Genomic DNA, 20177 nt, shown 5'->3' with positions numbered 1-20177 from the left:
GTGTGGGATGAAGTTCCGGGTTGAGCGTGATGTCCTGGCAGACGCCGTGACCTGGACGGCTCGCACCTTGCCGACCCGCCCACCGGCGCCGGTCCTCGCAGGGGTCCGCATCGAGGCGGACGCGGTCGGGACGATCGGTCTCTCGAGCTTCGACTACGAGGTCTCGGCACGGTCCGAGATCCCCGCCGAGGTCAGCGAGCCGGGCACGGTCCTCGTCTCGGGTCGTCTGCTCGCCGAGATCTCGCGCTCCCTGCCGGCCAAGCCGGTCGACTTCGCGGTCGAGGGGAACAAGGTCATCGTCACGTGCGGCGCCAGCCGCTTCACCCTCCTGACGATGCCGGTCGAGGACTATCCCGCACTGCCCACGATGCCCGAGCTCTCCGGCACGGTCTCGGGCGACGAGCTCACCCACGCCGTCGCGCAGGTCACCGTGGCGGCGAGCCGCGACGACACGCTCCCGCTCCTCACCGGTGTGCGCGTCGAGATCGAGGGCGAGCGCATCACGATGCTCGCCACCGACCGCTACCGCCTGGCGCTGCGCGAGCTCACCTGGACGCCCGTGACCCCCGACTACTCGGCCGTCGCGCTCGTCCGGGCACGCACCCTCAACGACGTCGCGAAGTCCCTCGGGTCCTCGGGGCTCGTCAACGTCGGGCTCTCGACCGGGTCAGGGGTCGACCTCGTCGGCTTCGAGGCGGGCGGCCGGCACACGACGTCGCAGCTCGTCGACGGCGACTACCCGGCCGTGCGCCGGCTCTTCCCCGACGAGACCCCCATCCACGCCGTCGTCCCCACGGCTCCGCTCATCGACGCGGCCAAGCGTGTCGCGCTGGTGGCCGAGCGCAACACGCCGATCCGGTTGTCGTTCACCGACGGCCAGGTCGTGCTCGACGCCGGCCAGGGTGACGACGCGCAGGCGTCGGAGGCCCTCGAGGCGGTGCTCGTGGGCGAGGAGATCTCCGTCGCCTTCAACCCGTCGTTCCTGCTCGACGGGCTCGGTGCGCTCGGTACCGACTTCGTCCGCCTGAGCTTCACGCACCCGAACAAGCCCGTCGAGTTCACGGGGCAGGAGTCCCTGGACGGCGAGGACTCCTCGCACTACCGCTACCTGCTGGTCCCCATCCGGTTCGCCAGCTGACGTCTCCGCGGACGTGCCGCGGATTCCCCCGTACCTGACCGCTCTGGGAGGCACTCCATGGTCACGCACATCGGTCTGGTCGGTCTCGGCAAGATGGGCGCCAACATGCGCGAGCGGTTGCGCGCGGCCGGCATCGAGGTCACCGGGTACGACACCCAGCGGGAGGTGTCCGACGTCGCGACGCTCGCCGAGCTCGTCGCCGCGCTGCCTCCGGCTGGTCGTGTCCTGTGGGTGATGGTGCCGGCCGGTCCCATCACCCGCGCGGTCGTCACCGAGCTGGGCGGCCTGCTCGACGAGGGCGACACGATCATCGAGGGCGGGAATTCCCACTACACGGACGACGTCCTGCACGCGCAGGAGCTGTCGGCTCATGGGGTGCGCTACCTCGACGTCGGCGTCTCCGGCGGCATCTGGGGCCGCGAGTACGGGTACGGGCTCATGGTCGGCGGTGACGCGCAGACCGTCGCGGACGTCATGCCGGTCTTCGACGCGCTGCGCCCGGAGGGGCCGCGCGAGGAGGGGTTCGTCCACGCCGGCGAGGTCGGCGCCGGGCACTACGCCAAGATGGTCCACAACGGCATCGAGTACGGCCTCATGCAGGCCTACGCCGAGGGTTACGAGCTGCTCGAGGCCAAGGACATCGTCACGAACGTCCCGGGGACGCTCAAGGCGTGGAGCCGTGGCACGGTCGTGCGGTCGTGGCTGCTGGACCTGCTCGTCAAGGCGCTCGAGGAGGACCCCGAGCTCGGCGCGATCAGCGACTGGGTGGACGACTCGGGAGAGGGACGCTGGACGGTCGACGAGGCGATCGACTCCGCCGTCCCGCTGCCGGTGATCTCGGCGGCGCTCTTCGCCCGGTTCTCCTCGCGCCAGGGTGCCTCGCCGGCCATGAAGGCCGTCGCGGCGCTGCGCCAGCAGTTCGGTGGGCACGCGGTGAAGCCCGCACCACCCGCCTGACGCGCCCGCGGCTCTCGAGGACCCATGCACGTCTCCCACCTGTCTCTCGTCGACTTCCGGTCCTACGAGAACGTCGACCTGGAGCTCGAGCCCGGCGTAAACGCCCTGGTCGGGCCGAACGGGCAGGGCAAGACGAACCTGGTCGAGGCGATCGGGTACGTCGCGACGCTCGCCAGCCACCGGGTGCCCACGGACGCGGCGCTGGTGCGTGCCGGCGCCACCCGCGCCGTCGTGCGGGCACGCATCGTCCGGGGCGACCGGGCCAGCACGGTGGAGCTCGAGATCACCGCCGGCAAGGCGAACCGTGCGCGGATCAACCGCGCCCCGGCGCCCCGTCCCCGGGACGTGCTCGGCATCGCCCGCACCGTGCTCTTCGCCCCGGAGGACCTCGCCCTCGTCAAGGGCGACCCCGACGGGCGGCGGCGCTTCCTGGACCAGCTCGCGGTGCTGCTCGTCCCGCGGGTGGCCGGCCTGCTCGGTGACTACGACCGGGTGCTGCGCCAGCGCGGGGCGCTCCTGAAGTCGGCCGGCGCCGCGGCCCGGTCCCGTTCCGGCAGCCCCGACCTGCGCACGCTCGACGTCTGGGACGCCAAGCTCGCGACGCTCGGCGCGGAGATCCTCGCGCTGCGCGCCGAGCTCGTCACAGCCCTGCGCCCGTACGTGGCGGCCGCGTACGAGCAGGTCAGCGCAGGGCAGGGGGACGCGGAGATCGGCTACCGGTCGTCGGTCGACGCCGCGCTGGCCGACGAGGGCGAGCCACCCGCCCCGGAGGGTCCCCGCACGGTCGAGGGGCTCGAGCAGCAGATGCTCGAGGCCATGGCGCGGACGCGCAGCAAGGAGGTCGAGCGGGGGGTGAACCTCGTGGGCCCCCACCGGGACGACCTCGTCCTCACCCTCGGCGGACTGCCCGCCAAGGGGTACGCCAGCCACGGCGAGTCCTGGTCGTTCGCGCTCGCGCTGCGGCTGGCGTCCTACCGGCTGCTCACGGACGGCCCGCCGGGTGACCTGGAGTCGCTGCTGTGGGCGTCGGACTGGGGGCCGGACGGGGAGCCCGTCCTCATCCTCGACGACGTGTTCGCCGAGCTCGACGTGCGGCGTCGCACGCGTCTCGCCGAGCTCGTCGCGGGCGCCGGCCAGGTGCTCATCACTGCCGCGGTACCGGAGGACGTCCCGGTTCAGCTCGACGGCGCGCGGTTCGACGTCGAGGACGGCACGGTGCGTCGTGCGTGAGCCGGAGAGACCCGACGAGGATGCCCCGGAGCCGCCCGAGGAGCCGTCCAGGGCGTCTGGTCTGCCCGTCGGGGAGGTCGTCGACCTGACCCCGCCCGCGCAGGTCGCCAAAGCGGCCCTGAACAGGGCGAAGGCCGCGGCCCGCGCCAAAGGACTGCGCCCCGGGCAGGAGCCGCGTCGTCGTGTGCTCGCCGACCCGCCGTCGTCGGGCGCACGTCCGGGAGTCCGCGACCCGCAGCGGGTCGCCGACGTGCTGGCCAACCTCCTGCACCAGCGGGACTGGGTCGCGGACGTCTCCGTCGGCGGCGTGATCGGCCGCTGGCGGGACGTGGTCGGCGACCAGGTCGCCGACCACTGCACCCCGGAGACGTTCGAGGACAAGGTGCTCATCGTTCGGGCGGACTCGACCGCGTGGGCAACGCAGGTGCGGCTGCTGGTCCCCCGGCTGCTGGACCGGCTCGCGCAGGAGGTCGGCGAGGGCGTCGTGGAGACCGTCACGGTGCTGGGCCCGGCCGGACCGAGCTTCCGCAAGGGCCCACGGTCCGTGCGGGGGCGCGGACCGCGCGACACCTGGGGCTGACCCCGGCACCTGTGCCATGGTGAAGAGGTGTTCCGGCTGCTCGGGCTCCTCGGCGGGCTGTCGGTCGTCACCGACCTGGGGACGGGGGCGCCGCTCGAGGAGGCGCTCAAGCGCTGCGTCGTCGCGGCGCGGTTCGCGCGCGCCCTCGGCTGCCACGACGACGAGGTGGCGGACGTCCTGTACGTCTCGCTCCTGCAGCACGTCGGGTGCACGGCGTACGCCCACGAGAACGCGCGCGTCTGGGGCGACGACGTCGCGGCCGTGCGGCTGTCGGTCGTCACCCGGTTCGACGACCCGCGCGACGTGCTGCGGACGTGGGTCCCGGGCCTCGCGGAGGCGACGGGACGCTCGACGGCGCGGGTCCTGGCGACGACGATCACCTCGGGGCGCGCGGTGGATGCCGCGGCGCCCGTCGCCACGTGCGAGGTCGCGGGTACGGCGGCACGCCGCCTCGATCTCCCCGCCACGGTGGTCACCGGCCTCGAGGCGGTGCTGTGCGCGTGGGACGGGTCGGGGTACCCGCCGTGGTCCGGTGAGCAGGTCCCGCGCCGGACGAGGATCGTGCAGGTCGCCTCCACCGGGGTCCTCTTCGCCCTGCGGGACGGCATCGGTCGAGCCCTCGACGAGGTCGCCCGACGAGGTGGTTCGACGCTGGACCCGGTGCTCGCGGAGGCGTTCGTCGGGACGGGTGAGGGACTGCTCGACGGGATCGCCGACCTGGACGCGTACCAGGCCGCCCTCGACGCGGAACCGGACCCGGTCCGCCTCGTCGGCCCGGACGCGGTCGTCGAGGTCGCGGCGACGTTCGGGGACCTCGTGGACCTCAAGAGCCCGTGGTTGCACGGGCACTCCTCGGCCGTGGCGCACCTCGCGGAGGAGGCCGTGCGCCGGCTCGGTCTGCACGACGACGCGCGGTCGGTGCGTCTGGCCGGGCACCTGCACGACCTGGGCCGGGTCGGGGTGTCCAGCAGGATCTGGGACAAGCGCACGGCGCTGACCGGGTCGGAGGAAGACCAGGTGAGGTTGCACCCGTACCACGGCGAACGCCTCCTCTCGCGGGTACCTGAGCTGCGCGACGTCGCGCGGATCGCGGGTGCGCACCACGAACGGTGCGACGGCAGCGGGTTCCACCGCGGTGTGACGGCCGCCCAGCTCTCGATGCCGGCGAGGGTCCTGGCGGCCGCGGACGCCTACCAGCTCCTCGTGGAGGCCGGGCCGCGCCGTCCGGCACTCACCACGGCGCAGGCCGCCGCACGACTGACGGCTCAGGCGGCCGCCGGCGCCCTCGACGCCGACGCCGTGCGTGCGGTCCTCGAGGCCTCCGGTGACAGGGTCCGGGGCCGTCCCGTCCGCACGGGCGGGCTCACGGCCCGCCAGGTCGAGGTCCTGCGCCTGCTCGGCCGTGGGCTGACGAACCGGGAGATCGCGAGGGACCTCGTCATCTCGCGACGGACGGCCGAGCACCACGTGCAGGACGTCTACCAGTGCATCGGGGTCTCGACCCGTGCCGCCGCGGCCCTCTATGCCATGCGGCACGGGCTGGTCGAGGAATCCCGGTAGTCCTACCCATGTCCCGCGGGTGGTGCGTCGCGACGCTGGAGGCATGACCACCGACGACCGCACCCGCACCCGCGTCCCCGCGGCCCTGGTCGCCCGGGCGCCGGGCACGACCTCCGAGCCCCTCCTCACCCCGGCGTTCCTCGCGCTGTCGTTCGCGGATCTCGCCTACTTCACCGCGGTCGGCGTGACGATCTACACGCTGCCGACGACGGTGACGGGACCGGTCGGCTCCGACCTCGCAGGTGCCGGTCTCGCGTTCGGCGTCTTCGCGCTCGCCGCGCTCGTGCTCCGGCCGCTCGCCGGCCGCGCGGCCGACCGCCACGGCCGCCGTCCGCTGCTCGTGGGGGGCGCGCTCCTGGGCGCCGTGATGCTCGCCGCGACGGCGCACGTGGACGCCCTCGGGCTCGTGGTCGTCCTCCGCGCGGGTGGTGGCGTCGCCGAGGCGGCCTTCGTGGTGGCCTCGTTCGCGGCGCTGGCCGACCTGGCGCCTCGCGGGCGCACCGGCGAGGCCCTGAGCTACAACTCGCTCGGGCTGTACGTCGGCCTCGCGCTCGGGCCCGCGCTCGGTGAGCTGACGGTCCGTTCCCTGGGGACGGCAGCGGGCTGGTACGCGGCGGCCGCGCTCTCCGTCGTCGCGGCGGTGCTCGCGCTGCGGGTCGGCGAGACGCGGCCGCGCTCCGCCGAGCGCTCCGTCCCCGGGCCGCTCGTGCACCGGCCGTCGGTCGCGCCAGGCCTCGGCTTCCTCGCGTCGGTCGTCGCGATGGGCGGCTTTCTCGCCTTCGCCCCGCTGCACGCGGGCGCGATCGGACTGGTGCCGGTGAGCGCCGCGTTGGGCGTCTACGGGTCGGTGGTCGTGGTGTGCCGCATCGTGTTCGCGCGGGTGCCGGACGCCGTGCCGCCGCTGCTCCTCGGTGCGGGTGCGCTCGTGCTCATGGCCGGAGGTCTGGTCCTGGTCGCCCTCTGGGCGACCGTCGCCGGGATGATCGTGGGCACCGCGGTCCTCGCGGTCGGCGTCGCCTTCTGCACCCCCGCCTTCTTCGCGGCGATCTTCGCCGCCGCGGATCCCGCGGACCGGGGCGCGGCCGCCGGCACGGCCAGCGTCTTCCTCGACCTCGGGCTCGGCGGAGGACCGATCGTGCTCGGGCTCGTCGCCCAGGGCGCAGGCGTCCCGTGGTCGTTCGCTGCCGCCGGCGGGCTCGCGGTGCTCGGCGGCGTCTGGACCCTCGGGTTGCACCTCACCCGGGGGCGGCGCGGACGCAGGGACGACGAAGGCCCGGTGCCGTCACGGGGGTGACGGCACCGGGCCTCCGCCCGGTCAGTCGGTCACTGTCAGATCAGTCCGTCTGTCTGATCAGACCCGCGCGCGACGGCGAACCATCACGACGAGGGCGATCCCGCCGAGCAGCAGGAACGCGGCGACAACGGCGACGACGGTCACCGTCGTGCCGGTCGCGGCCAGGCCCGGGGTCTCGCCGCCGTCGGACGAGACCGGCACGGCCGGGTCGTCCGTCAGCAGCGGGTTGGCGCAGTCCGCGGTCGGCTCCGGGTACTCGATCGACGTCGAGTAGTCCGGGTTCACCTCGAAGTGCACGGTGACACCGGCGCGGGTCCAGGCGAAGTTCTCGTCGGTCTCGACGTAGGACCCGTCCTCGAGCCGCTCCCAGCCGGGCCACTGCAAGGGCTCGACGTCGGAGGCGCCCGGCCACAGGAGGTCACCCGCGAGGGGCAGCCCCTCGACGACGTAGTCCTCGCCGCCGGTCGGGTGCTCGAACGTGATCGTCAGAGGGTTCTCCTCGTCGGTCCACGCACCCTCGGGGAGGAAGATCTCGTAGCCGAGGAACGGCACGTCCCCGACGCACACGGCGCCGATGTCGCCCGGGACGAGGTCGCACGGCTCGTCCGTGAAGAGGTCGTCGGCGAGGGCGAAGGTCGCGTACGTCCCGTCCTCGGACACGACGTAGCCGTCCAGGTCCTCACCGAAGGTCATGCCGGCGGCCGGGTAGGCGACGAGCGTGTCGTCGGTCACGTCGTAGGTGAACTCCGCGGAGTCCTCCGGCAGCCAGAAGCCGTCCTCGTCCATCCCGCAGAGGTCCACCACGAAGGGCGGCTCGGGGATCGCGGGGGCGACGTCGTCGGCGCAGGCCTCGTCGGTCATCTCGAAGGACCACTCGGTCTCGGCGTCCTCGGGGAACTCCGCGCCGGGCCGGGCGGAGACGCGGACCGTGACCGTGCCGTCGTCCTGCTGCTCGGTCGTGTAGGTGTAGTCCTCGGTGTCCTCCGCGATGATGCGGTCGTCCTCGGTGCCGCACACGTCGATCGCACGGGGCTCCGGTGCCGGCGCGAGCCGGACCTCGTCGGACTCGCAGTCCGGGACCGCGACGAGCTGGTCGAGGTCGTGGTGGCGCCAGTCCAGGAGCGCCGAGCCGAGCGTCACGTGCGGGTACTCGAGGAACTCGGGCCACGTGAAGCTGCCGTCCTGGTGGACGATGTCCTGCTGCGCCGCCCAGCCCGGGCCGCAGACGAAGGTCGGCAGGTCGCCCGGGAGCTCGGTGAACCACTCGCTGCCGGGGCGGTGCTCGATGAGCGTCTGGCGGCCGGAGTTCTCCCACGACGGCGGTTCCGCGGGGTCGAGCTTCTTGTACACGTAGAGGCCGACCTCCTTGCCGGTGTCCGGCGCGGTCTCGTCGACGCAGGGCGTCGTCGTGCCGGACTCGGTCCGGGTCCAGCCCCGCTTGCCGCGGCGGTCGTCGGACGCGACGATGTCGACCTCCCACTCGGAGGCGACCGCGGGGTCGGGGATCGCGTAGGTGCCGCGGAACGAGCGTCCGAACTCGGACTCCTCGACGACCTCGTCGTCGATCGTCACGGTGACGGTGTTGCCCTGCTGGGCGTACTGGGTGAGGTCGACCGAGAGCTCGGTACAGGTGGGGGAGATTCTGGGCGTGTGGGCGGAGGCGGGCGTCGCGGTCGCGACGGCGAGGCCTCCGACGGCGAGCACCGTTGCCAGGGTGCCGGCCAGGAACTTCTTCACGAGGTGGTGGGTCCTTCCGAGGTGGGCGCCGAGCACCCCGAAGCACCCCCGGGGGCAGCGGTCGCAGGTCGTTCGGCGTGCGGGGTCAGGTGGTGTGTGGTATTACATCACCTCTTGGCTCAAGTCGGTATAGGTCCGACATAAGTTCACCTGAGAGCCACCTGTGCAGACGCGAGGACAACCCGCGCCGTACCGATCGATGACCATGTGGACAACCCTGTGGAGAACTTCGCGGGACAGCGCCGCGCCGATGAACGATCTGCTGCGCGCCTGCACGCCGGATCCGCAGAAGATCCACGGTTTTTTGCGTGCTACGGGTAGACTGGGCAGGTCATTCCGGGTCGTGTCGTCGCCCGTCCGTGCGGCCTGCGGGGCATGTCCCCCACCCGCGCCGGACGAGTCGGCGCGGGCCCGGGACCTATGAGCCGTGCGACGCCTTCAGACGGGGACTCTCCCCGCCCGCAGGCAGGATCACGAGCACGACGACGAGGAGCACGCCCGCCCGTGGCAGACCACATCGACACCACCCGACCCTCATCCGACGTACCCCCGAACGGCGCACCGGAGGCGAGCTCGGGCGGTGGCTACGACGCGAGCAACATCACCGTCCTCGAGGGCCTGGAGGCGGTCCGCAAGCGCCCGGGCATGTACATCGGCTCCACCGGTGCTCGTGGCCTCCACCACCTTGTGTACGAGGTTGTGGACAACTCTGTGGACGAGGCGCTCGCCGGGCACGCCGACACCATCGACGTGACACTTCTGGCCGACGGAGGTGTACGTGTCGTCGACAACGGGCGCGGCATCCCCGTGGCGATGCACCCGACCGAGGGCAGGCCGACCGTCGAGGTCGTCATGACGATCCTCCACGCGGGCGGAAAGTTCGGAGGCGGCGGCTACGCGGTCTCCGGTGGTCTACACGGCGTGGGCATCTCCGTGGTGAACGCGCTCTCGAGCCGGGTGCTCACCGAGGTCCGCCGGGACGGGTACTCCTGGCGGCAGTCGTTCGCCGACGGCGGCAAGCCGGTGACCGAGCTCGAGCGCGGTGAGCCCACGCAGGAGACCGGCACGTCGCAGACGTTCTGGGCCGACGACTCGATCTTCGAGACCACCGAGTTCGACTTCGAGACCTTGCGGGCCCGCTTCCAGCAGTACGCGTTCCTCAACAAGGGTCTGCGGATCAACCTGACCGACGAGCGGCCCGAGCACCTGGACACGGGCGACGAGGTGACCGGCACGGACGTCCCGGGCGACGAGACCGACGACGGGACGACACGGGAGGCGGTCGCTCCGCGGACCGTGTCGTACAAGTACGACGGCGGCCTCATCGACTACGTCAAGCACCTCAACTCGGCGAAGAAGGTCGAGCTGATCCATCCCGAGGTCATCGACTTCGAGTCGGAGGACACCGAGCGGCGGATCTCGGTCGAGATCGCCCTGCAGTGGACAAGTGCCTACTCCGAGTCTGTACACACCTACGCGAACACGATCTCCACGACCGAGGGCGGGACGCACGAGGAAGGCTTCCGGGCGGCGATGACCTCGTTGGTCAACGAGTACGCGCGGGCCAAGGGGCACCTCAAGGAGAAGGACGAGAACCTCACGGGCGACGACATCCGCGAGGGCCTGACGGCGGTGCTCTCCATCAAGCTCGGCGAGCCACAGTTCGAGGGGCAGACCAAGACGAAGCTGGGTAACACCGAGGCGAAGTCGTTCGTGCAGCGGGTCGTCCGCAGCCAGCTCACCGACTGGTTCGACGCGCACCCCGGCGAGGCCAAGGACATCATCCGCAAGGCCATCCAGGCGTCCCAGGCGCGGCTCGCCGCCCGGCGCGCGCGCGAGGCGACGCGACGCAAGGGTCTGCTCGAGGCCGGCGGGATGCCGGGCAAGCTGCGCGACTGCCAGTCGAACAAGCCGGCGGACTGCGAGGTCTTTATCGTCGAGGGCGACTCGGCGGGCGGCTCCGCGGTGCGCGGGCGCAACCCGCACAACCAGGCGATCCTGCCGATCCGCGGGAAGATCCTCAACGTCGAGCGCGCGCGCCTCGACAGGGCGCTGGGCAACCAGGAGGTCCAGGCCCTCATCACCGCCTTCGGGACGGGGATCGGGGAGGACTTCGATCTCGACAAGCTGCGATATCACAAGATCGTCCTCATGGCCGATGCGGACGTCGACGGCCAGCACATCTGCACGTTGCTGCTCACGCTGCTGTTCCGCTACATGCGGCCGCTCATCGAGCACGGTCACGTCTTCCTCGCGCAGCCGCCGCTGTACCGCCTGAAGTGGTCGAACGCCGCGCACGACTACGTCTACTCGGACCGGGAGCGCGACGCGTTCCTCGTCGCCGGGCAGGCCGAGGGCAAGCGGATCCCCAAGGACAACGGCATCCAGCGGTACAAGGGTCTCGGCGAGATGGACTACTCCGAGCTCTGGGACACCACCATGGACCCCGAGCACCGCACGTTGCTCCAGGTGAACCTCGACGACGCGGCCGCCGCGGACGAGATCTTCGCGGTCCTCATGGGCGAGGACGTCGAGTCCCGCCGCAGCTTCATCCAGCGCAACGCCAAGGACGTGAGGTTCCTCGACATCTGAGTGAGGGCTTGCCCGACACCGCCGCGCAAGACCTGCGGAACGGCGTCGGGCACGGACGAGGACGCGATGCAGGCGCGCCGCGGGACAGCGGGCGCCGGAAGGTAGATACGAGGTAGACGGTGACGGACGACCACACTCCTGAGCAGGACCCCACGCTCCCCGACGTCGGGCCGCCCTCGGGCGACGGCATCGCGGTGCACCACGGCCGCGTCGAGCAGGTCGACCTGCAGCTGGAGATGCAGAGGTCCTACCTGGACTACGCGATGAGCGTCATCGTCGGGCGTGCGCTGCCCGACGTCCGCGACGGCCTCAAGCCGGTGCACCGCCGGGTGCTGTACGCGATGTACGACGGCGGCTACCGCCCTGACCGCGCGTTCTCCAAGTGCAGCCGTGTCGTGGGCGACGTCATGGGCAAGTACCACCCGCACGGGGACTCCGCGATCTACGACGCGCTCGTGCGGCTCGTGCAGGACTGGTCCATGCGCTACCCGCTCGTGGCCGGTCAGGGGAACTTCGGCTCGCCGGGCAACGACCCGGCGGCGGCACCGCGGTACACCGAGTGCCGCATGGCGCCCATGGCCATGGAGATGGTCCGGGACATCGACAAGGAGACCGTCGACTTCCAGGACAACTACGACGGTCGTACGCAGGAGCCTGTCGTGCTGCCCGCGCGGTTCCCGAACCTGCTGGTCAACGGCTCGGCCGGCATCGCGGTCGGTATGGCGACGAACATCCCGCCGCACAACCTGCGCGAGGTCGCCGAGGGTGTGCAGTGGTACCTGGACCACCCGGAGGCGACGCGCGAAGAGCTGCTCGAGGCGCTGCTCGCCCGCGTCAAAGGCCCCGACTTCCCCACGGGCGCGACCATCCTCGGCCACAAGGGGATCGAGGAGGCGTACCGCACGGGCCGCGGCTCGATCACGATGCGTGCGGTCGTCAACGTCGAGGAGATCCAGAACCGGATCTGCCTCGTCGTCACCGAGCTGCCGTACCAGGTGAACCCGGACAACCTCGCGACGAAGATCGCCGACCTCATCAAGGACGGCAAGATCCAGGGCATCGCGGACATCCGCGACGAGACCTCCGGCCGCACCGGTCAGCGGCTCGTCATCGTGCTCAAGCGCGACGCCGTCGCGAAGGTCGTGCTCAACAACCTGTACAAGCACACCCAGCTCCAGGACACGTTCGGGGCGAACATGCTCGCGCTCGTCGACGGCGTGCCGCGCACGCTGAGCATCGACGCGTTCATCCGGCACTGGACGGCGCACCAGCTCGACGTCATCATCCGCCGCACCCAGCACCTGCTGCGCGAGGCCGAGAAGCAGATCCACATCTACCGCGGCTACCTCAAGGCGCTCGACGCGCTCGACGAGGTCATCGCGCTCATCCGCCGCTCCCCCGACGCCGACCGGGCGCGCGAGGGGCTGATGGAGCTCCTCGAGATCGACGAGATCCAGTCGACCGCGATCCTCAACATGCAGCTCCGGCGCCTGGCCGCCCTGCAGCGGCAGGAGATCATCGAGAAGCACGACGAGCTCGCGCGCGAGATCCTCGAGTACGAGGAGATCCTCGGCTCGCAGGTGCGTCAGCGGGCGATCGTCAGCGAAGAGCTCGCGGACGTCGTCGCGCGCTACGGCGACGAGCGACGCACGACGATCCTGCCGTTCGACGGCGAGGTCTCGATGGAGGACCTCATCGCCGAGGAGGAGGTCGTCGTCACGATCACCCGCGGCGGCTACGCCAAGCGGACCCGCTCGGACAACTACCGTCAGCAGCGCCGGGGCGGCAAGGGGATCCGCGGCACGCAGCTGCGCGAGGACGACATCGTCGACCACTTCTTCGTCACGACGACGCACCACTGGCTGCTCTTCTTCACGAACCTCGGCCGGGTCTACCGTGCGAAGGCGTACGAGCTCCCCGAGGGCAGCCGTGACTCGAAGGGGCAGCACGTCGCGAACCTGCTGGCCTTCCAGCCCGGGGAGAAGATCGCCCAGGTCCTCGACCTGCGCGACTACGACGCCGCGGAGTACCTGGTGCTCGCCACGCGTCGTGGGCTCGTGAAGAAGACGCGCCTCGCGGAGTACAACTCCCCGCGCTCGGGCGGACTGATCGCGATCAATCTCCGCGAGGACGAGGACGGGCAGTCCGACGAGCTCGTCTCCGCACGCCTCGTGGACGGCACCGACGACCTCATCCTCGTCACCCGCAAGGGGCAGTCGCTGCGGTTCACGGCCGACGACGACGCCCTGCGCCCCCTGGGTCGCGCGACGTCCGGCGTTACCGGGATGAAGTTCCGCGGCGAGGACGAGCTGCTCTCGGCGGACGTCGTGCGCACGGGCGCCGACCTGTTCGTCGTCACCGAGGGCGGCTTCGCGAAGCGCACGCGGATCGACGAGTACCGCGTGCAGGGCCGCGGCGGGCTGGGGATCAAGGTCGCGAACCTCGTGGAGGCGCGCGGCGACCTGGTCGGCGCGCTCATCACCGAGGCCGATGACGAGGTCCTGGTCATCATGGAGCGCGGCAAGATCGTGCGGTCGGCGGTGGACGAGGTCAACCTCACGGGTCGGACCACGCAGGGGGTGACCTTCGCGAAGCCGGACAAGGGTGACCGCATCATCGCCGTCGCCCGGAACGTCGAGCGCCGTCTCGGCGAGGATAGGGATACCGTGGACGGCGAGGCGTCCACGTCTGACGGTGCGCAGGGGGCGGCAACCGTCGACCCGGGCGCCGACCAGGCGAAGGACTCGCAGGACACCGGAACTGCCCCTGGAACACCCGAGGAAGCTAGATGAGCAGCGACAACAGCGTGCCACCCACCATCCGGCCGAAGGTGACCGCGCCGCGTCCCGACACCGTGACCGGTACAGCCACCCGACCGACGGCCAGCAGCGCGCAGCCGCCGGTACCGCCCCCGCCGCCGGCACCGTCGCCCTCGGGCAGCTCGTCAACCAGAGCGGTCGGAACGCCGATCGGCACCGTAGACGTCCAGCCGAACGGTCAGGGGAAGTCCGCGTCGAACGGTGAGTCGGCCGAGAGCAAGGTCGCGTCCGCGAAGGCGGGCGCCATGAAGGCGGCGGCCACCGCGCTGGCGGCCGCGCGCTCCGCGGCGAAGAAGGTCCAGGAACCCTCGGCGCAGTCTGCCCCGGGCGCGCAGCAGACGGGTGGGCAGCAGAATGACGACATCGACGACCAGACGGTACGCCGCGCCCCGCGCGCGGCGGCGCCCGACACCGCGCCGCAGCAGATGCACTACGCGGGGGCGGGCGTGAGCGGCACCGCGACAGCGCAGCCGGCCGCCGCCGAGCAGGCAGCGGCTGCCACGGCGACCGCCCCGACCGCCGCCTCGGGCGGTCCGCGCCGGGTCCGGCTCGCGATCTCGCGGATCGACCCCTGGTCCGTCATGAAGATGTCGTTCCTCCTCGCGGTCGCGATCGGCATCATGACGGTCGTGGCGTCCGCGGTCGTCTGGTACGTCCTGGACAGCATGGCCGTCTTCGTGACGATCGAGGGACTCGTCGAGGAGGTCGTCGGCCCGGGCAGCGACGTCAACATCCGCCAGTTCGTCGAGTTCTCCCGCGTGATCTCGCTCGCGACGCTCATCGGGGTCGTGAACATCGTCCTCATCACGGCGCTCTCGACGATCATCGCGTTCCTGTACAACATCACGGCGTCGCTGGTGGGGGGCATCCACCTCACGCTCACCGACGACTGACGTGAACCACGTCACCTCGGGTGCGGGCAGGCCCCTCCGGTTTGGGCCAGCCCGCTCCCGTGGGGTAGTCTCAAGCGCTGCGTGAGACACGCACGGGCCTATAGCTCAGACGGTTAGAGCGCTTCCCTGATAAGGAAGAGGTCAGAGGTTCAAGTCCTCTTAGGCCCACTGCCGGAACCCACCCGAGGGGGAACGTATGAAGAAGCTCCTGCTCCTGCTGCTGACCGCTGGCGTCGGATACGCGATCTGGCGCAAGTACACGGAGGACAACTCCGAGCGTGATCTGTGGGCGGAAGTCACCGACACGTTCGAGTGACCTGCTGCAGCGGCCCGGTTCCGGCCCGCGAGGGGCCATGGCGCAATTGGTAGCGCACCTGCTTTGCAAGCAGGGGGTTGGGGGTTCGAGTCCCCCTGGCTCCACCCATGTGATGACGCGGGACATCGTTGAGAGATGTCTCGCGTCATCGTTCATGTCCGAGAGCCCGGCCATCGGCCGGGCTCTCGTTCGTTGTTGCTCAGGACGTCGCGAGGGCGCGCACACCTCGCTCGATGGCGGGGCGGATGTCGAGCCCAGGGTCGACGGTGAGGCGGTGCAGGAGCAGCCCGTCGGCGAGTGCCATCAGCGTCCGGGTCGCGGGCACGGGGTCGCTGATGCCGACGGCGACCACGATCCGTTCCATCCACCGCTCGAACTCGTGGCGCTGCCGCCGCAGCGGCTCTCCGAGCTCTGGGTCGCCGGCGAGCTCGAGGAAGAGGGCGTAGCGCGCGCGTGTGCGCGTGGCGAACCGCCCGGTCTGCAGCTCGGCCATCGCACAGAGTCCCTCGATGAGCTCGTCGGCTCCCGTGATCGCAGTCGTCGCGGCCGGCTCGAAGTCGGCGCGCTCGCGCTCGGCGATCCAGTCGACCGCTCCGCCGAGCAACGCCCGGCGGGTGCGGAACCAGTTCGAGGTCGACCCGGGCGGGAGGCCGGCCCGGTCGTCGACCCGCGCATGGGTCAGTGCGCGCACCCCCTCCGTGCCGAGCAGCTCCACGGCTGCCTCGAGCCCTCGCTCCCGGGTCACCGCGGGCATGGACGGCCCCTTTCACCGAGGTCTACTATGAACATAGTATCTCCGCCTCGTGAAGGAGACGCCATGACCACCCCCGAGCCTCGCACCACCGGCTCCGTCGGCCCGCAGGCCTGGTCGCCGCCGCTGCCGGAGGCCGCCGGCTTCGACCATCTCGTCGTCGAGACACCAGGCCTGCGCACCCACCTCGCGGTCATCGGTGAGGGTGAGCCGGTCGTCCTGCTGCACGGCTTTCCTCAGCACTGGTGGCAGTGGCACGCCGTCGCTCCGGCCATCGCCGCGGCCGGGTACCGCGTCCTGTGCCCTGACCTGCGCGGGGCGGGCTGGACCGAGGCTGAGGACCCGCGCATCGAACGCGAGACCCGGCTCCGCGACCTGCTCGCCCTGTTCGACGCACTCCAGATCGAGAGAGCCCACGTCGTCTCCCACGACCTCGGGGTGCTCACTGCGGTGCAGCTGACCTACGAGCACCCGGAGCGGGTTCGGTCGGCGGTGCAGCTTTCCGTCTTTCCGGCGTTCATGATGTTCAGCCCGAAGCTCGCCCCAGGCTTCCGACACCTGCCCGCGCTCGTCTGGCACCGACCTGGCGCCTCGCTGCGCGGGGTCTTCTCCGAGCGGTACGTCGCCCACCCGATGCCGCAGTCAGTCGTCGACGCCCACCTCGCCCCGATGCGCCGGCCCGAGATCGACGGTGCGGTGCGTGCGCAGACTCGCGGCATCGTGCTGCCGGAGGCCCTGCGCATGGTCCGCGGTGTCTACCGCCGCCGGCGGCTCACGGTGCCCACCCTCGTCGTGTTCGGCCGCGGCGACCACCCCTACACCGAAGAACTCGTCGAGCGGCTGTGCCGCACGCCGGAGCGGTACGCCGACCACGTGGAGATCGCCTACGTCGACGACGCCGCGCACTTCATCACCGACGATGCTCCCCACGCGGTCGCCGACCTCTCGATCGACTGGTTCGCCCGAGCCGCGTGAGGCGGCCCGGTCAGGTGCTGTCGCGCACGATCAGGCGTGTCGCGAGGGTCCGCGAGACGGTCTCCTTCCCGTCGACCAGGTCGAGGAGCAGGTCGACCATGGTCCGGGAGATCTCTCCGAACGGTTGGCGCATGGTGGTCAGCGGGGGTTCGAGGGACTCGGCGAGGCCGGAGTCGTCGAACCCGCCGACGGCGACGTCGCCCGGCACGGAGCGTCCCGCGCGGCGCAGCGTGGACATGGCGCCCGCGGCCATGCGGTCGTTGGCCGCGAACACGGCGTCGACGTCCGGGGCTCGTTCCAGCAGGTTCGCCATCGCGGCGGCGCCCGACTCGGTGGAGTAGTCGCCCTCCTCCACGAGGAGCGGGTCGAAGTCCGCGCCGAGCTCCTCCCGGTAGCCGACGAACCGGTAGCGCCCGCCGCCGGTGTCCGACGGCCCCGTGATCATGGCGATGCGGCGGCGTCCGCGCTCCTTGAGGTGGCGGGTCATCTTGCGCGCCGACCCGATCTCGTCGACCGAGACGATCGGGACGTCGTCCGAGTGGCCCAGCGGGATGCCGCAGGCGACGGTCGGGATGCGGGCGGCGATGAGCGTGTCGATGAGGGGCTCGCTCTCGTGGGACGAGATGAGCAGGACGCCGTCCACGTGGCCGGCGCTGACGAAGCGGGTGACGTTCTGCCGCTCGGCCTCGCTGCCCGCCACGAGCAGCACGGGAGTCATGTTGCGCTGCGCCAGCGCCTCGGCCGCGCCGCGGAGCAGGATCGAGAAGGTCGGGTCGGCGAAGAGCAGGTGCTGCGGCTCGGTGAGGAGGAACGCCAGGGAGTTGGCTCGGCCCGTGGCGAGCGATCGGGCGTGGTGGTTGGCGTGGTAGCCGGTGTTGCGGATGGCGAGCTCGACCGCCTCGCGCGCCTCGGGAGACACCCAGTGCCCGCCGTTGATGACCCGGGACACGGTGCCGCGCGAGACGCCCGCGACGGCCGCGACGTCACGGATCGTCGGGCGACGTTTGCCCGGCATCGGCGTCGTGACGGGTGGCCTGATCGGCGTGACGCTCTCCATAAGGTCCGAGCCTAGCCCGCCCGGGCCGCCCCCCGAGCGCCGTCCCGTGGTGGGTGCGAGGTCCCGACGCCGCCCGCCCGGACGTCCTCGGCAGCGATCACGGTGTGGTCACGATGGCCTCGGAGAGCAGTCTCACACCCTGACTCAGTCGAGATTGGGACCGGTCACAGGTACTGTGTTCGTCAGTTGCCTCGGCGCGCACCGCGCCACCCCGACTCGACGGAGCGTCATGACTGTCCATACCTGGCCCCAGCTCGACGGCATCGCCTACGGCGGTGACTACAACCCCGAGCAGTGGTCTCGCGACGTCTGGGACGAGGACGTCGCGCTGATGCGGGAGGCCGGCGTCAACTTCGTCAGCGTCGGCATCTTCTCCTGGGCGCTCCTCGAGCCGCGCGAGGGTGAGTTCGACTTCGCCTGGCTCGACGACCTGCTCGACCTCCTGCACGCCCACGAGATCGCCGTCGACCTCGGCACCCCCACCGCGTCGCCGCCGGCCTGGTTCTACGCCACCTACCCCGACGCGCGCGTGGTCACCGAGGACGGGACCGTCCTCGGCTTCGGCTCGCGCGGGATGGTCTCCCACTCGGCGCCCGAGTACCGGGCCGCGATCGAGAGGGTCGCGGGCGAGCTCGCCCGGCGCTACGCCGACCACCCCGCCGTCGTCCTGTGGCACGTCCACAACGAGTACGGTGCGCCGGTCTCCGACGACTACTCGCCGCACGCCGTCGCCGCATGGCGGTTGTGGCTCCAGGAGCGCTACGGCTCGCTCGACGCGGTCAACGCCGCGTGGGGCACCAACTTCTGGGGACAGCGCTACCTCGAGTGGGAGCACCTCGTCGCACCCGCCGTCACGGCCTCGGTCATCAACCCGGCCATGAAGCTCGACTGGGCCCGGTTCACCGACGAGCAGCTGCGTGCCTGCTACTGCATCGAGCGCGACGCGATCCGCGCTCACGCCGCGCAGCCGATCACGACCAACTTCATGGCGCACCAGTCGTACAACACGGACCTGTGGAAGTGGGCCCAGGAGGTCGACGTCGTCTCTGACGACCACTACCTGTGGTCGCCGGACCCCGACGCCCACGTCGGTCTGGCGCTGTCCGCGGACCTCACGCGCTCCGTGGCGCGCGGGCGGCCGTGGATCCTCATGGAGCACTCGACGTCGGCGGTGAACTGGCAGGGCCGCAACATCGCCAAGCAGCCCGGCGAGATGCACCGCAACGCGTTCACCCACCTCGGCCGCGGCGCCGACGGGATCCTCTTCTTCCAGTGGCGGGCCTCGCGCTCCGGCGCCGAGAAGTTCCACTCCGCGATGCTGCCGCACGCCGGCACGTCGTCCCGGGTCTTCCGCGAGGTGACGTCGCTGGGCCAGCACCTCGGCGCGCTCACCGACGTCCGCGGGTCACGGGTCACGGCCGACGTCGCCGTGCTCTACGACTGGGAGTCGCTGTGGGCGCAGGACCTCGAGTGGCGCCCGGCGGACGAGCTCGGGTTCCGCGAGCGGATGCGCGCGTACTACGAGCGACTGTGGCGTGACGGCGTCACCGTCGACTTCGCCCACCCCGAGGACGACCTGTCGGCGTACCGGCTCGTGGTCGCCCCCGCCTCGTACCTCCTCACCGCCGCCGCGGGCGAGAACCTCACGCGCTACGTGGCAGACGGTGGCACGCTGCTGGTCTCCTGCTTCGCCGCCGTCGTCGACGAGCACGACGCCGTCCACGCCGGAGGATTCGGTGCACCGCTCAAGACGGCCCTGGGTCTGACGGTCGAGGAGTTCCTGCCGATGCGTGACGGCGAGGGCTGCGTCGTCGAGCTGGACGGGCACGAGCTCACCGCCGACGTGTGGAGCGAGGACCTCGTCCTCGACGGAGCGCAGGTGCGCGGGACCTACCGCGGCGGCCCCGTCGACGGTGCGCCCGCGATCACCCGGAACACGCACGGCGACGGGACCGGCTGGTACGTGAGCAGCCGGCTCGACGTCGAGGCGCTCGCGCCCGTGCTCGCCGCCGTCTACGCCGACGCGGGCGTGAAGCCGGCGGACCGCCCCGAGGGCCTCGAGATCGTGACGCGGCACGGCGAGGACAGCGACTTCGTGGTCGCCGTCAACCACCGGGCCGAGGCGGCCGAGTTCCCCGTGCAGGGCACGGAGATGCTCTCCGACACCCCGGTCGACGGGATGTTCCGGCTGGGAGCCGGCGACGTCGCGGTGTTCCGCACGTCACCCGCCCGGGGAGGTGATCTCTGACCTGCTCGTCCCCCCTGCTCGTCCCCCTGC

General features: G+C 71.4%; 16 protein-coding genes and 2 tRNA genes. 14 read left to right on the top strand and 4 right to left on the bottom strand.

Annotated elements, in window-relative coordinates; translation table 11 throughout:
• Nucleotides 1-7: 7 nt before the first annotated feature.
• The 6 genes from dnaN (at nucleotide 8) to OHL10_RS12015 (ending at nucleotide 6759) form a co-directional block, all read left to right on the top strand.
• Entirely contained in the window at nucleotides 8-1138 is a 1131-nt protein-coding gene (dnaN, locus tag OHL10_RS12040; protein WP_265522458.1) for a DNA polymerase III subunit beta, read from the top strand.
• Nucleotides 1139-1195: 57 nt separating this feature from the next.
• A complete protein-coding gene (gnd, locus tag OHL10_RS12035) occupies nucleotides 1196-2095 on the top strand; it encodes a phosphogluconate dehydrogenase (NAD(+)-dependent, decarboxylating) (protein WP_265522457.1) in 900 nt (299 codons plus the stop codon).
• Between the two features lie 24 nt (nucleotides 2096-2119).
• Nucleotides 2120-3325 carry a DNA replication/repair protein RecF gene (recF, locus tag OHL10_RS12030; RefSeq protein WP_265522456.1) on the top strand — a complete coding sequence of 402 codons (1206 nt, stop codon included), beginning with the start codon at nucleotides 2120-2122 and terminating at the stop codon, nucleotides 3323-3325.
• A gap of 61 nt (nucleotides 3326-3386) precedes the next feature.
• Complete coding sequence (locus OHL10_RS12025; protein WP_265522471.1) at nucleotides 3387-3905, top strand: DciA family protein; 519 nt, start codon at nucleotides 3387-3389, stop codon at nucleotides 3903-3905.
• A gap of 27 nt (nucleotides 3906-3932) precedes the next feature.
• Nucleotides 3933-5465 (top strand): HD domain-containing phosphohydrolase, encoded by a 1533-nt coding sequence (locus tag OHL10_RS12020; RefSeq protein WP_265522455.1) that lies wholly within the window; start codon nucleotides 3933-3935, stop codon nucleotides 5463-5465.
• 43 nt (nucleotides 5466-5508) lie between these two features.
• Nucleotides 5509-6759 (top strand): MFS transporter, encoded by a 1251-nt coding sequence (locus OHL10_RS12015; protein ID WP_265522454.1) that lies wholly within the window; start codon nucleotides 5509-5511, stop codon nucleotides 6757-6759.
• A 57-nt stretch (nucleotides 6760-6816) separates the two neighbouring features.
• Here OHL10_RS12015 and OHL10_RS12010 read toward each other — a convergent pair whose 3' ends face one another.
• Entirely contained in the window at nucleotides 6817-8496 is a 1680-nt protein-coding gene (locus OHL10_RS12010) for a hypothetical protein (RefSeq protein WP_265522453.1), read from the bottom strand.
• A 504-nt stretch (nucleotides 8497-9000) separates the two neighbouring features.
• On the opposite strand from OHL10_RS12010, the gene gyrB reads away from it, so the two are divergent.
• Together gyrB and gyrA are read left to right on the top strand one after the other, a co-directional pair.
• On the top strand, nucleotides 9001-11088 hold the full coding sequence (gene gyrB / locus OHL10_RS12005; RefSeq protein ID WP_265522452.1) for a DNA topoisomerase (ATP-hydrolyzing) subunit B: 2088 nt from the start codon (nucleotides 9001-9003) through the stop codon (nucleotides 11086-11088).
• Nucleotides 11089-11207: 119 nt separating this feature from the next.
• Complete coding sequence (gene gyrA, locus OHL10_RS12000; RefSeq protein ID WP_425498999.1) at nucleotides 11208-13880, top strand: DNA gyrase subunit A; 2673 nt, start codon at nucleotides 11208-11210, stop codon at nucleotides 13878-13880.
• On the opposite strand, the gene OHL10_RS11995 is transcribed toward gyrA, so the two are convergent.
• Nucleotides 13873-14064 carry a hypothetical protein gene (locus OHL10_RS11995; RefSeq protein ID WP_265522451.1) on the bottom strand — a complete coding sequence of 64 codons (192 nt, stop codon included), beginning with the start codon at nucleotides 14062-14064 and terminating at the stop codon, nucleotides 13873-13875. The genes gyrA and OHL10_RS11995 overlap by 8 nt on opposite strands.
• Nucleotides 14065-14152: 88 nt before the next feature.
• Here OHL10_RS11995 and OHL10_RS11990 point away from each other — a divergent pair, with 88 nt between their 5' ends.
• From OHL10_RS11990 to OHL10_RS11975, 4 genes are all read left to right on the top strand, one after another.
• Nucleotides 14153-14800 (top strand): DUF3566 domain-containing protein, encoded by a 648-nt coding sequence (locus tag OHL10_RS11990; protein ID WP_265522450.1) that lies wholly within the window; start codon nucleotides 14153-14155, stop codon nucleotides 14798-14800.
• A gap of 94 nt (nucleotides 14801-14894) precedes the next feature.
• Nucleotides 14895-14968 (top strand) — tRNA-Ile (locus OHL10_RS11985).
• A gap of 28 nt (nucleotides 14969-14996) precedes the next feature.
• Nucleotides 14997-15116 carry a DLW-39 family protein gene (locus OHL10_RS11980; RefSeq protein ID WP_265522449.1) on the top strand — a complete coding sequence of 40 codons (120 nt, stop codon included), beginning with the start codon at nucleotides 14997-14999 and terminating at the stop codon, nucleotides 15114-15116.
• A 31-nt stretch (nucleotides 15117-15147) separates the two neighbouring features.
• Nucleotides 15148-15220, top strand: a tRNA-Ala gene (locus OHL10_RS11975).
• A gap of 95 nt (nucleotides 15221-15315) precedes the next feature.
• Here the strand turns inward: OHL10_RS11975 and OHL10_RS11970 are convergent.
• Entirely contained in the window at nucleotides 15316-15870 is a 555-nt protein-coding gene (locus OHL10_RS11970) for a TetR/AcrR family transcriptional regulator (protein ID WP_265522448.1), read from the bottom strand.
• A gap of 63 nt (nucleotides 15871-15933) precedes the next feature.
• Between OHL10_RS11970 and OHL10_RS11965 the strand changes: the two genes are divergently transcribed.
• The gene (locus OHL10_RS11965; RefSeq protein WP_265522447.1) at nucleotides 15934-16842 is read left to right on the top strand and encodes an alpha/beta fold hydrolase; all 909 of its coding nucleotides are present in this window, start codon (nucleotides 15934-15936) and stop codon (nucleotides 16840-16842) included.
• Between the two features lie 10 nt (nucleotides 16843-16852).
• Here OHL10_RS11965 and OHL10_RS11960 read toward each other — a convergent pair whose 3' ends face one another.
• Nucleotides 16853-17899, bottom strand: coding sequence for a LacI family DNA-binding transcriptional regulator (locus OHL10_RS11960; RefSeq protein ID WP_265522446.1), 1047 nt, complete (start codon nucleotides 17897-17899; stop codon nucleotides 16853-16855).
• Between the two features lie 229 nt (nucleotides 17900-18128).
• Here OHL10_RS11960 and OHL10_RS11955 point away from each other — a divergent pair, with 229 nt between their 5' ends.
• Entirely contained in the window at nucleotides 18129-20147 is a 2019-nt protein-coding gene (locus OHL10_RS11955; protein ID WP_265522445.1) for a beta-galactosidase, read from the top strand.
• Nucleotides 20148-20177: the final 30 nt, after the last annotated feature.

This window comes from Oerskovia flava (assembly GCF_026163685.1).
In the GTDB taxonomy this organism is placed as follows: Bacteria; Actinomycetota; Actinomycetes; order Actinomycetales; family Cellulomonadaceae; genus Oerskovia_A; species Oerskovia_A flava.
The sequence above is the reverse complement of the archived record's forward strand: the minus strand, read 5'-3'. Positions and strand labels throughout refer to the sequence as shown.

Excerpts from the sequence above, each read along its gene's own strand:
- dnaN (WP_265522458.1), top strand. The coding sequence starts at position 8 with ATGAAGTTCCGGGTTGAGCGTGATGTCCTGGCAGACGCCGTGACCTGG.
- gnd (WP_265522457.1), top strand. The coding sequence starts at position 1,196 with ATGGTCACGCACATCGGTCTGGTCGGTCTCGGCAAGATGGGCGCCAAC.
- recF (WP_265522456.1), top strand. The coding sequence starts at position 2,120 with ATGCACGTCTCCCACCTGTCTCTCGTCGACTTCCGGTCCTACGAGAAC.
- OHL10_RS12015 (WP_265522454.1), top strand. The coding sequence starts at position 5,509 with ATGACCACCGACGACCGCACCCGCACCCGCGTCCCCGCGGCCCTGGTC.
- OHL10_RS11990 (WP_265522450.1), top strand. The coding sequence starts at position 14,153 with ATGAAGGCGGCGGCCACCGCGCTGGCGGCCGCGCGCTCCGCGGCGAAG.
- OHL10_RS11980 (WP_265522449.1), top strand. The coding sequence starts at position 14,997 with ATGAAGAAGCTCCTGCTCCTGCTGCTGACCGCTGGCGTCGGATACGCG.
- OHL10_RS11970 (WP_265522448.1), bottom strand. The coding sequence starts at position 15,870 with ATGCCCGCGGTGACCCGGGAGCGAGGGCTCGAGGCAGCCGTGGAGCTG.
- OHL10_RS11965 (WP_265522447.1), top strand. The coding sequence starts at position 15,934 with ATGACCACCCCCGAGCCTCGCACCACCGGCTCCGTCGGCCCGCAGGCC.
- OHL10_RS11960 (WP_265522446.1), bottom strand. The coding sequence starts at position 17,899 with ATGGAGAGCGTCACGCCGATCAGGCCACCCGTCACGACGCCGATGCCG.
- OHL10_RS11955 (WP_265522445.1), top strand. The coding sequence starts at position 18,129 with ATGACTGTCCATACCTGGCCCCAGCTCGACGGCATCGCCTACGGCGGT.